Source organism: Deltaproteobacteria bacterium PRO3, assembly GCA_030263375.1.
In the GTDB taxonomy this organism is placed as follows: Bacteria; UBA10199; UBA10199; order DSSB01; family DSSB01; genus DSSB01.
The window spans coordinates 1-12,414 of the sequence record SZOV01000096.1 but is presented as its reverse complement, the minus strand read 5'-3'; the positions used below and the strand labels follow the sequence as shown (position 1 = coordinate 12,414).

Sequence of the window (12,414 nt, the reverse complement as noted above, 5' to 3'; positions counted from 1 at the left end):
GAGATCGCCCGCGCCGAGGGCTGGGGCCCCGTGACGGCGGTAATGCTGCCGGAAAACCGGGCGATGCAGGAAATCTGCCAAAGGCTCGGCTTTGCGCTGGCCTATTCGGCGAAGGACGGCTTTTATCGAGCCCGTTTGCCGCTGGGGTAAAATCTGACTTCCGTCATGGCCAGGCGCCCGGCGCCGGGCCATGATTTCTCAAGAAAGGAAATTTATGCCCTCCAAGAAAAAGACCAAACTCGCCCCGAAAAAACTGGGAGACGACCGCAACGAGCTCGCCGTGAAGCCGCGCAAGCTCAAGGGAAATTTCAAGGAATCGCGCGACGTGCGCGAGGATCGTGGAACCCGCCAGACGAAGTTGAGCCGCCGCAAGTGAAGCCTAGGCGCCGAAGAGCGCAGCGAAGGCGTCGCGATGCCGCCATGCCAGGATTCCCTCGCAGCCCAGAAGCGCCGCGGCCAGCGGCAGGCCCTTCCGCGCCAGGAAGAGATGAAAACAAAAAATATTGACCAAGACCGGCGCCAGCAGGACCAGGGCGAAGGGAACCCAGAGGTTCAGCAGGAGAAGAACGGCCCCTAGAAATTCCACGGCCTTCCAAAGCGGCGTCATGTAGCCGGTTTCGGAAAGCGCCCGGCGAAAGGCCTCGGCCCTCGGGGGAAGCTGGGGGACGGGGAGAAATCGCAGGATGCCGTTGGCGCCGAAGACCAGCAGGAGGAAGGCCAGGAACCATCGGCACAGAACGATCGAAGGAGAGTCGGTCGTCATGGGTCATTCCTCTTCGGAAGCGGTGGCGGGTCTTGTAAACATCTCGGGAAACATCGCCTTTACCCACAGGCCCACCCAGGTGGATTCCAACTCCGTTTTTCTCTTCTCCGTCAATTCGTGCAGGCGGCGCGCGGCGATCCGGTCCGTCTCGCGCCAAGGCGCTTCCAAAGAGCGTCGCACTCCTCCTTCCACCGGAAGGGACTCGATCACCTGAGCGGCCCACCATTCGTGCTGAGCCCAGATGGTCAGTGCCCGCAGGGCCTCCGGATGTCCGTTTTCCGCGGCCAATAGGAGGCCGGAAAACCAATACCCGGCGTTTTTTCGCACGGGCAGGGATAACTCCAGCTGATAGGGCGAGGCCGCCTCGAGATAATAGGCATAGGCCAAGCCCGCGGGGACAAAGCCCTCGAGAGGCGCGGGGCGGACCGACCCCTCGTGGCGGTACGCGGAATCCTCTCGCTCCGGAATATTTCGGCCCGCCTGAAGATTTTTCAAACTTATTTCATCCCAGGTCCTCAGCCACTTAGCTCGGTCCAACCTTAGAAATCCTTCCGTCACCTCGATCGAATCGGTGGGGAGGTAAGGCAAAAGACGCACCAGCAGGGGAAATAAATCCCTTCTCACCCGCGCCTCCATGGCCGTCCTTTCTTGGCGAGGCACCCCGTAGTCGGAGACGACGCGGGGATCGTCCAAGATTTTCCAAAAGGCCTTCGTGCCGGCCTCGGCCAATTCGGTGGATCCCGACAATTCGACCGCATCGACGAAGATGCGCGCCGCCTCCAGGCGCAGGGCGTGGGGGTAACCGCCCGGACGCCGCAAAGGCCGAACGGAATCCACCATCGCCTGCTTGGAGACCGTCGGGTCGAGAAAGACGCCAAGCACCTGGAGGACGGAGTCAAGATAGGCGAAATCTCCGAAAGTGAAAATTTGGTCCAATTCGGCCTCGCGCAACGCTTGCATGCGTCGGAAGGGATGGACATCCTTATCGGTGAAGTCGTTATACTCCGTTTCGCCGTGGCGAAATTCGAGTAATTTTTCCCGCAACCGCTTTTCCGCCTCGGAGGGGCGAAGCACCTCGCCTCCGATCAGCACCTCCTCGAGAAAATCCAAATTGGGGTGAGAAAAAGCGAGCTTCCTGATGGATTGGACCCAACGCGACTCGAGGTTCCATTCCGAAAGGTCCAGCGTCCGGATGGCGGCGATCGCCTCCGAGGAGAACAGCTCCCCAAACCAGGACACCGTCGCGTATTGGCCCTGCTTGACAATTTTAGGAGAGGAAAGGACCTGAAATTTTGAAAAATAAGGGAAGGTTTCCTTCCAATGGGAGATGTCTCCCCGACCCACGGCTTTTCCCAGCCCGATCCAGAAGGATCCCTCCAGGTCCCGTAAAAGGAAAACGCCGGGGTCCGAGATCAACCTGACATCCAAAAATTTCAGCTCGGAATATTCCGCTTGGAACCCGCTCGGCGCGGCCTTCTCGGCTACCTCCCCGCCTTCGCCCATCGCCGGCATCGCTCCGTAATTAAGGGTCTGGACCGAGCCTGGAAATCCCCTCACGATATGGACGACCCTTTGCCAAAGGTTTGGATCGGAACCCTTCGTGTCCGCCGCATAAACTTTGAAGGGCCCCGCATGCTCCGACCCGAGGCCTTGCGATGGCAACTCCGATTCGAAACCGCTTTTATCGCCTATGGTGTGGAATGCCTCCGCGCCGGAAGCCAAGGGCATGGCCAGGGAGTTCGGCGCCTCATACTTCGCGTCGTTGGCCGCCCGCTCGCTTGGATCCGCCGCTCGGCCGATTCTCGGAAGCGGCGTTTGATAAGCGCCGTCGTTGGCCGCCTTCACCCGCTCGATGTCGCCCCAGTCCGCCAAGCGTTCGGAGCGATACTCCAAGTCCCGCTCCACCATCCGGTATCGTTCGCCTCCCAGGTGATTCAAGATTCTACCTGAGGCCTTCAGTTGGAAAAACATCGCCAGCCCATCGGCCCACTCCTGCCCCCCTTCCTGCCAGGGTCTTAGGCCGGTTCGGGCTTCGAGCTTGTGACCCAACAGGATCCCGCCGTAGAGACCGACGTCTCCCGCAAATTTCTCCAATCGTGTATGACCCCACCCACGGCTCAATTGCCTCGACAGGCCACCCACGCCCTTCATCGCGCCTAGGACGAGGTAGCTCGACAAGAGCTCTTCCTTTAATCCAGGGCCTAACAACTTCTCGCCCCGGCCCCAACGCCCCACTACCGTGAACACCGGCGCCTCCAGGGCATAGCCCGCCATGCCGCCGGCCAATTTCATCCCCATGCCTCGGCCTAAATATCCCGAGCTACCGACCAACCGGCTCATCGTCGCCAGCTTCGTCGCCTTGTAGACGCCCCCGCCGATTCCCATCGCCAACAGCATCGCGGGGTCGCTCGCATCCCTGGCAAAGCCTCGCAGCAGGTGCTCGAAGCGCTGCCCGAAGGCCCCTTGGCCTTCCAATAAACCCAGGCGTTCTCGGGCCTTCTCCCGGACAATTTCCGTCCCATGCTCCGAGAGCCAGGCGTAGGCCTCGGAGGCGAAGGCGAGATTTCCGCGCAGTTCTTCTCGCATTGCGGCGTTCCATAGCCCCTGGCTACGTAATTCAGGATCGCTTTCTCTTTGTAATTGGAGCCACTCGGATGACAGGGCTTGGTCGCGGATCTTGGACAAGGAGGACTGATCCAGGCGTTCGGAATGGAAGGGGGCGTGTTTCTGTGACGCAGTTTCGCTTTGAGATACAGACGCAATTAGTTTCATAGCCTGCCCTATCGATGGGCTATTATCGCTCGAACTTTGCACCTGTTGCAGAAGTACTATTTATAGGACGCGTGGTTATATTTCGACGATATTCTACATGATACTTTGCCCATTCGGCCCTTACCTCAATAATAGGTCCCCCGCGGACGGGGCGCCGGGGTCTGGGATTTGCGGGAATTGGGATCCGCGGGCACGACCACGGTCGGCATGGACGCGGCGGCGGGCGTTGTAGCATCGACCTCGCCCGAGTTTTGGTTCGTCTGCCCTTCTGCAACGGCTTCGCAGGTCCTGGTGGGGACTTTCGGACGGTACTTATCCATACCCAACCATTGCTCCATCCTCAGGTAGTCCGCCTCGCTGAACCGGTCGGTCCAAGTGCTGCGCGTAGCCAGAACCAAGAGGGCCTTGTATTCCTCGATGGTCCGCGGCCTGTGAAAACTCACACCCTCCGCGGGGTAAACGGGCAACTGCAGGCAAGGAACTTTCTTCCGGGGAGATTGCGGCGCCGGCGTTGCGGCACCGTCGACCCGCGAAGGGGCTCGCACGACAATGGGCTGATCCGGCTCCGCTTGCGGACTTTGGACCGGCGCGGGCTGAGCCTGGACGGGAATCGTTTCCTCCGGCGCAGGAGCAGGAGGGGCAAAATAAGCGTTCACGTGAAAAGCGATGGTCATTTTTCCCTTACACTTTCTCTATCCCTGCCAAGAATATCGTCCCATCCTGCGCGCGGTTTCGGCAAATCGCTCGATTTTGCAGGTACTATTTATGGGACGAAACACTGCCCCGCCCACTGCGATAATCCCTTTGGTATGGGGGCGCTTCAGCGTCGGAATTTTCCTCGCTTTGCCGGCCCCGCCTTCAGATCGAGGAGCATTTCATGACCCCGCCAAAAATTTCCAATGTCAACATCGCACCCTTGGACTCCCTCCATCTGGAGAACCTGCTGGGTATGGAGGTCCATCAAGCCGCCAAGCAATTCCGCGGCACGGACCTCGTGCTGGACGTGCAGACCGGCGAACTGAATCGTTTGCTGGCGGGCGGAAAGGTCGAAACGACGAGCCTCGAGCAGGAAGCGGCATGGATCGATCTGCTGCGTTCTTCCGACGCCAACGGCGACAAATCGCTCGATTTGGAGGAGACCCAAAAGCTGATCTCCGCCAACCTGGCTCCAGAGCAGGCCGCCGCGATCGAAGTCGAGAAATTCCTGGGCAGCATCGACGACTTGATGAAGATGCGCTACGGGCCCCTTGCCGAAAACATGAGGGCCTTCGGCTCGGAGACCCGCTTCCAGCCGATGCTCGACGCGATCCGCCTGTATAACGAGGGCATTCGATTGGATGAATTGAGCCTGGCCCACCGCACCTTCGCCGCAAAGGGACTCGGCAAGACGGCGGTCAACATAGTGGGTTTCCTGCCTTCCCTCGCGAGAAACCTTTGGACGGAGAGTCCCGCCCTGGTCGGTGACGCCGCCGCGGAGGGTGCAGCCGAAGGAAAGTACCGAGAGCGCGAAGCGGTCATTGAGGCCTTGGAAGCCGCGATTGCAGCTGGGATCGAGAGCAAAGAATCCTGGGCGCTGAACGGCGATCTCGAGTCTGCCCTGGCCCTTCTTGATGAAGAAACTCGCGCCGTTCTAGAGGAAGAACTCTGCGCGACGAAGCTACACGGCATACTCACAACCGAGGATCCCAAGGAACGTTACAACGCCCTATACGACTTTGCCGTGGGCGAGCGTCCCGGCATTCTGGGTTACGGCGGCGGCAACAGCCGCATGCACGGCGGTTGGATGGAGAGCGCCTGGAATCTCAGCGGCAGGCGCAACAACGTCTCCTTCGCCAAGACCGTGCTCCGCTTCCTGTCCGTAAAAGCGGCCACGGACGATCCCGCTTTTGACGACGAACTCAGGACTAAAGCCCGAGAAGTCATTTCGGATATCGACGGCGATCCTCTTGCGGGTTTCGTCAATCTTTTCGCCGTGGGTTCCACCAACATCCTGGGAGGCCTGCAACTGATCGACGAACCCACCGAATACCGTAACTGGTCCGACGAGGCCGCCATGGACGGCGTCGGCAGGGCCGTCGACGGAGCTTTGATTATTTTCGCCTCGCGGCGAGCCTTCACCTTCCTAGGAGACGCCACCCGCCTCACCCGCGCCACCACCTTGAGACAAACAGCCCAAACCTGGTGGAAAAGCGCGACATTCTCCCGTCCCTTGGGTGGAAGCTCCTTGGGAAAAGCCGCCGTCGCCGCGGAGAAGGAAGCCGAGGCGCTCGGAGTGACGGCGACGGCAAGATGGTCTTCATCGAGTACTTGGGTAGATTTCGCCCTGAGGCCCTGGAATTACCTCAAAAAAGCAGGCTCGGCTTGGCTGTTCAAGGGATTGCCGCCCCTAAGCGGCGAGCAATTGTATTTGCTGCAAAAGACCGGAGCGGCAACTTCCAACGGATTGGATAGATTGACCCGCGGTGTCCTCATCCTCGGCATCGCCCAATACGCGGACGCGACCCTCTCCCCTGAATTCAATCCCTTCGAGCACGGCGGCAAAAGCTACGATGCGGAGGCCGATTTCGAAAGGTATCCCGATCCCACGCTGCCCGACCCGGCCCTCAACCGATAACGCCTCAGGAGATCCAAATGACGCCTCCCATTTCTTCCCCTAAATTTCCCGTATGCGAGGATTCCGAGGGCCATTCCCGTGAGTCCGCCCGCCTAACCTGTGAAGCAGAAGAACCTCTTGTCGGTCCGGACCTTGAGGGGCTTTCCCAAGGGCTCGCCGGAATCATCGGCTCGGGAGCCGCCTCCAGCGTCATCAAAGCCGCCCCTGCCAAGAACTTAGAGGGTGCCCTGCGAAGAAGTGGATGGAACATCGTCCGGCATCGCGACGACTTCGCGCCCGAATCCGAGACGAGGCAAGCGTCCGGGATTGACAACCTCAATTCATTAGCGCGCTTCTTTGAAGTGCAATCCTGGCAAAAATCCTCCGGAATCGCAGGCCTTTTCAAGGCCGGGCTATTTTGCGGTCTATCCGAGTTGTTCCGAGGATTCGGCAACCAAATAGATTTACTATACCATATGGACAGGCCGAACTTCTGAGGTCGCAACTTACTGACACCTTGCGATAACATCCCTTTGCAAACTCTAGCTTCACCATCAGAAAAGTATTTAGCGAAATTTTAATCGAAAGGAGATTCACCTATGATACCTATTATTTTTGCTGGCGCTGCGGTTGCGGCCTTTTTTCTTACAGGTTGTAATAATCATGATGATAGTCCGCCGCCCAAATCCAATACCGATCCCAACAAGGTGTTAAATGGCTTGAGGTCGCGAAACGAGTCTTCTTTTAAAATTGTCTCTGACACCTTAACCAATGCGCCTACAGGAACTCGCTTAGCCGTATCGCACGTTTGCCCTCTGGAGTTACCGCATTATCCTGGTATTAATAATTATTACACTGCAGAGGTTTGCCGCATCCAGATAGCAGAGTTTCAAAAAATAGTGATTGAAACATTTAGCCCTGATAATATTGTCGAGTGTAGTGTTGCCTATGCGGGTGGCATGGGAACCACGCAAAATATTCTCCAGAGCGTGATATGCACCATCAACAAAACCGAATTCAAAGCGGAAGTGTCCGATCCTAGATGATTGGGGAGGGAAATGGGTAAGAGATATAAGCATTTGACCATAGAAGAGCGAGAGCAAATAGAGCTTTTCAGGGAGGTAGGTAGCGCGGAAATTTGAACGAAACCGGAAGACGATAGAACGAGAGCTCTATTCTTAAAGTTGGCTTGGACGCGGATGCTTTCCCTTCGAACAACGCGACACTCACCTATGACCGATCCTGCGCGGGCCCGTTAAAAACCCTCACCGCCACAGGGAGACCGCAATTTTACGGGACCCACAATAGTTTTCCATAAAATTTGAGGACCAGTGAGTTTGCCCTTTCCCAACTGACCTGCCGGATTCCACTCTCCCTAGGTAATAGGGCGAGCCCTTCGGGGAAGTCGTGGGATCTTTCACCGGGGGCTTATCTCGAGGAAACGCCATCCTCCTGAACCTTGACTAGTAAATAGGAATGCTTAGGGATCCGAAGTCCCCAAACCTCCAACTCAAAACCCAGTGACTGGGCTTGGGAGGAGTTAAGGCTAATTATAACCTTTCTTTCGAGTCCGAATTTAGATCGGTAACTCAACTCGAAGTTGTAAAACTCACCTGTCTCGTTCTCCACGGAGGGGACCAGCAGAGAATCACCGAACCTCGGATCGCCTTTGGGAGTCAAGGTGCCATACACCGCCTCTCCGTCCATCAGCAAGGCATGGTGGCGGGCCTTCCAACCGTCGCTCTGCAGGCTGAGGCTGTCGCCCTGCGGTGAAAAGAGCGTCACCCAGGGCCGCTCCACCGTGGCCTTCCCCAACACCTTGAACTCCACGGCCGGCATGGGCTCGGTCGGGATCAGCAATCTGTCTCTCAAGATTTCCAGGCCCAAGGCCCTGGCGTTTTCGGAGTTCACGATAAGATCCAAGGTCGGGTATCTCCCATTCTCCTGATACTGAAGACGCAAGGAATAATAACCCTGTTGAAGCGCTTGAATCCGAATAGCGCCGCGCGAGGTGTTTCGCAGAGGGTCCGACTCCTGTCCCATCAGGCGTCCAACCACCGCCTTTGCCGACGAAATCCCCTGGGGGATGCCGCCCTCGTCGCTGATCCGCCGGAGGGATACTTGAATGCCTTGTCGGCTGTGGAGGGAGAGCCAAGTCATCTCCCTCGCCGCGGGAGCTTTCGGTTCCGACAAAATCATCCGATCCCCATAGGCCTCGAGGAAGCGATCCAAACGGGGAAGGGGCCGTTTCATGACCGCCCCCAGCTCCTCGCATTGCCCGATCAACACCCCGATCTCCCTGATTTGCTCGTTGTTCCAGGGTAATTGGCGGGCATAGCCTTCCAATCGTCCGAACCATCCCTCCAAGATCGTGTCTCCGGACTCCAAAGCGATGACTTGCCTGGACAAGATAGGAAAAGCCCGCGACGCCTCGGGCCAGACAAAACCCAGGTCTTCCCATTGGTCCCGTTCGATTTGCAGGATATGTCTTTTGGGATAGCCGGGTTCGTCTCGAAGGCTTTCGACGACGACCGTCAGCTGGCCCGCGTTGCGTCCCGTGGGGTTGAGAAAAAGCTCGGAAACATAGCTCGTCGGCATGACGCCGCGTCTCCCTTCCGGGAGCTCGGAGACCTGCAAGCGGTAGAGCCCCCTTCCATAATCCCTCAGGTAGGCCCAACCCTCTCCGCTGCGTGCCGGTTCTTTAGGAGCGGAACTCTTGCCGGGAACTTCCTTGGCCGCCTCCAACTTTTTGGTGACCTCGATTTCGATGCTTCTCCCCTGCTGCCTTCGATTCACTGCGACGGGCACCGCTCCGCTGTCGCCGTCGGCGGGTCCCTGGCTCGCCAAGACACGCAGGCCCCGCGGCGACGCCGGCTCGGATTTCAAGTGCGTCACTTCCCAACCGACCGCCATTTTAAGGTCGATAGCCTCGGCCTCGCGGTGCGGGCCGTTCGCCGCCGGCAGGATCTTCGGATATAGACCGTCGTTGGCCGCCTGGACCCGGTCGATCGCTCCCCATTCGGCCAAGCGATCCGCGCGCAGGTCCAGCTCCCGTTCGAGACCGCGATACCGCGCGCCGCCCAATTGGTTCAGGATCTTACCGGAGGCGCGAAATTGGACCAAAAGCGCCAGGCCCTCGGCCCATTCGGCGCCTCCCGGCCTCCACTCGCGCAGGCCGACGGCGGTCTCCAGGCCGTGACCCGCCATGATCCCGCCGTACATGCCGCCGATTCCGATCCATCTCTCCAGCGCGGGACGGCCCAGGCCTTGCGATAGCCTCGTCGCCGCCCCTCCCATGGCCTTCAATCCGCCCAAGACCAGGTAGCTGGACAGGAGTTCCTCTTTGAAACCTGCGTCGGAAATGCCGCGGCCGCCGCACCATCTTGCTACGGCCGTGAAGGCGGGCGCCTCCACCGCGAGACCCGCCGCGCTTCCCGCGATCTTCAGGCCCAGGCCCCGCCCCAGCGCGCCGGCTCCTCCGGCCAATCGGGTCATCGCCGCCAAACGCGTGGCGCGGTAGACGCCGCCGCCCACGGCCATCGCGAGCAAGGTCGCCGGATCGCCGGTCTCCTTCGCGAAGCGCCGGGACAAATCCTCGAATCGGGAACCGGCGCCGCCCATTCCATTGGCATGCGACAGGCTTTCCGCGGCCCGCGCGCGGGCCTCGACGCCCCCGTTTTCGGCGAGCCAGCCGTAGGCGCGAAGGGCGAAATCCGAGTTTCCGCGAGCTTCCTCGCGGACCGCGATCCGCCACAGCTCCGCGTCGAAAATGCCCTCGTCCGTTTCCCGGCCCAATGACTCCAGCTCCCTCGACAAGCCAAGATGCTCCTCGGAATTCGGCGGTAAAGCCCCCAGGACGGCGCTCAGGGCCTGCCCGGCCCGCGGCGTTTTCGGTGGATTTTCGGCATGAGAAATTCCGGGGCCGCCAAGGACGGCGCCCCGCCTCTCCAACAAAGTCGTCATTTTTTCCTTTCCCGTTACACTCTCGGCGAGTCGAGATACCACTGAACCTTTATTAACTGCTCACCTATCCTTCAACGCTCATCTTTGATTCCGGACGGCTCTTCGGACTCGGTGAGGCCTTGCGGCCGGTGCTTCCGGATGGCCAGATAGGGTCCCAGCACCCTGTCGGCGGCGAGGATCCTCTCGCAAGCCGCGCCCAACTCTCCGCCGGCGCCCATGCCCGATTTTAGCGCCTCTACCATTTCGGTCACGGCCACACCTTCCACAGTGAATTGGTTCATTTGACGGGCCTCAAAGAAGCCTCGCAGAATGCCCTCGGCTTCCAGAAGCAGCGACGGGTTAACCGTGAGTTGTCCCTTGAGCATCGAGTTGAGCTGAGCGTAGGCCGCTCGGATCTCGCGGTCGCTGTACCGGGCTTGTGAGCCCTTGCTCTCGGATACGGCGAGCCCTTCCAAAGACCCGGCCGAGGAGGCCTCATCGCGCGGTAACGAGGCCGCTTCGTTCTTTTCTCGCGACCCAGACTTTGCGACCCGCCGAACCTTTTGCCTCTGGCTTTCGGACCTCGCCGCCTCGTCGGCCATTTCTTCAGGGGTCCTCCTTTTTCTGGAAGGGCTTCGTTGCCGTTTCGCGGCCTGTTTCGTCCTTGCGCCCTTCGCCTTGCCGCCCTCCTTCGCCAGGGACAAGCTCGGGTCTCGCTTGGCCCAATAGGCCTCCCTTTGTGCGCGGCGCAACTCGCCCTCATCGGTCCAGGACAAGTCCTTGGGCTTCAGCATATCGGGCAATAATTTTTTGGCCCGAGGATGGCCCAATCCTGCCAGCGAGGTCATCAAGTTGATCACGAGCCAAGGCTGCTGGTGATACACCCTCTCGGCCTCCCGAAGGTCGGCTTCCCTCAAGTACGGCAATATTTTCCCGGAAACCTCCGGGGCGGCGGATTCGAGACGGCTGTTGAAATGCAGCAAGACTCGCGGCGGCTGCGGTTGGGAAAACAACTTCGCCAAGGCTTTGGCTTCGCCCTCGCCGGCTCTTTGAATGACCCGCGCCGACTCCTCATCGCCCGTCGCGGTTTCGGAACGCGGGGAAACGGGGTCCCTCGAGGTGCGTCGTCCTGTCCTGGATTTTACTCCAGTCTTGGACTTAGGGCCGCCGCCTCCCCCCGAATCCTCTCCTTGGGAGGCCAAGACGGAAAACCTAGCCGGGCCGGTCGGCTCCGGGCCCTCGGTCACGTTCCAATGCTCGCCGACGGCGGCGAGTGCCCAGGTTTGCTCGACTGCCCGGCGATGCGGTCCGTTGGCGGCCGGCTCGATGGGCGGATAGGCGCCGTCGTTCGCCGCCCGCGGAAGGCCAGCGAAGAGATTTTCCTCCGCAATGGTCCATTTTATTTCGATCTCGCGGCGTCTCATCCCGCCGGCCCGCGCCAACAAATCGCCCGAGACCTTGAATTGTAGCAAGGTCGCCAATCCTTCAATCCACTCGGTGCCCCCTATCCGCCACTCCCGCAATCCGATGGCGGTTTCCAATCCATGTCCTGTCATGATCCCGCCGTACATGCCACCATAGGCCAGGAGACTTTTGACTTTCGCGTTCTCTACGTCCTGAGACAGGCGCTTCGAGACGCCGCCCATTGATTTCAAACCACCCAACACGAGATAGGCGGATTTCAATTCCTCCCCCCATCCCGCACCAAAAGGTTCCTTTCCATGGCCGACCCGTGCGACCGTCGTGAAGACCGGGGCCTCCGCGGCCAACCCGACGAAGCTCCCTGCGAACCTCAGGCCCGCGCCCCTGCCGAACCACCCGACCCCACCCGAAAGCCTGGCCATCGTCGCGAGTTTCGTCGCGCGATAGACGCCGCCGCCCGCCACCATTGCCAGCAAGGCCGCAGGATCTCCGGCCTCCCGCGCGAAGCGGCGCAGCAGTCCCTCGGCCCGTTCGCCGAAGGAACCCTCCCCGCGCATCATCGAGAGTTTATTTTGAGCCGCGACGGAGACCTCGCTATCCCCATGCGCCTGAATCCAGGCAAAGACCTCGACCGCGAAGGAATTATTTTCTCGCGCCTCTTCCCGCTCCGCCATCCGGAATAGGCCTTCGAAAAATAACCGAGGATCCGATTCCAAACGCAATTGCTCGAGCTCTCGCCTCAGGCCACCAGCCTTTTCCAAAAGGGGCGCCATCCCGGCGTGATTCTGGGAAGTCCTCGAGTCAAAGCGAGGCGCGGCCTCGCCATGCATGGAGTGGGGACGAAGTCTCATAACCGTTCATTTGATGACGTTTTATCGCACCGCACGAAAATTCGTTGCCCAAGTACGATTTATAGGACCAA

The 12,414-nt window shown here is 59.6% G+C and carries 8 protein-coding genes; 3 read left to right on the top strand and 5 right to left on the bottom strand.

Going from position 1 to position 12,414, the window contains the following annotated elements; translation table 11 throughout:
* Positions 1–379: 379 nt before the first annotated feature.
* The 3 genes from FBR05_12690 to FBR05_12680 form a co-directional block, all read right to left on the bottom strand.
* The gene (locus tag FBR05_12690) at positions 380–763 is read right to left on the bottom strand and encodes a DoxX protein (GenBank protein MDL1873036.1); all 384 of its coding nucleotides are present in this window, start codon (positions 761–763) and stop codon (positions 380–382) included.
* Between the two features lie 3 nt (positions 764–766).
* Positions 767–3,349, bottom strand: coding sequence for a hypothetical protein (locus FBR05_12685; GenBank protein MDL1873035.1), 2,583 nt, complete (start codon positions 3,347–3,349; stop codon positions 767–769).
* Positions 3,350–3,660: 311 nt separating this feature from the next.
* Entirely contained in the window at positions 3,661–3,978 is a 318-nt protein-coding gene (locus FBR05_12680; GenBank protein ID MDL1873034.1) for a hypothetical protein, read from the bottom strand.
* Between the two features lie 434 nt (positions 3,979–4,412).
* Between FBR05_12680 and FBR05_12675 the strand changes: the two genes are divergently transcribed.
* The 3 genes from FBR05_12675 to FBR05_12665 all read left to right on the top strand — a co-directional run bounded on the left by FBR05_12675 (position 4,413) and on the right by FBR05_12665 (position 7,174).
* Complete coding sequence (locus FBR05_12675) at positions 4,413–6,149, top strand: hypothetical protein (protein MDL1873033.1); 1,737 nt, start codon at positions 4,413–4,415, stop codon at positions 6,147–6,149.
* 17 nt (positions 6,150–6,166) lie between these two features.
* On the top strand, positions 6,167–6,625 hold the full coding sequence (locus FBR05_12670) for a hypothetical protein (protein ID MDL1873032.1): 459 nt from the start codon (positions 6,167–6,169) through the stop codon (positions 6,623–6,625).
* A gap of 102 nt (positions 6,626–6,727) precedes the next feature.
* Positions 6,728–7,174 (top strand): hypothetical protein, encoded by a 447-nt coding sequence (locus tag FBR05_12665; protein ID MDL1873031.1) that lies wholly within the window; start codon positions 6,728–6,730, stop codon positions 7,172–7,174.
* Positions 7,175–7,556: 382 nt separating this feature from the next.
* Here FBR05_12665 and FBR05_12660 read toward each other — a convergent pair whose 3' ends face one another.
* Positions 7,557–9,944, bottom strand: a complete 2,388-nt coding sequence (locus FBR05_12660) for a hypothetical protein (GenBank protein MDL1873030.1) — start codon at positions 9,942–9,944, stop codon at positions 7,557–7,559.
* Positions 9,945–10,162: 218 nt separating this feature from the next.
* Complete coding sequence (locus FBR05_12655; protein ID MDL1873029.1) at positions 10,163–12,166, bottom strand: hypothetical protein; 2,004 nt, start codon at positions 12,164–12,166, stop codon at positions 10,163–10,165.
* Between the last annotated feature and the right edge of the window lie 248 nt (positions 12,167–12,414).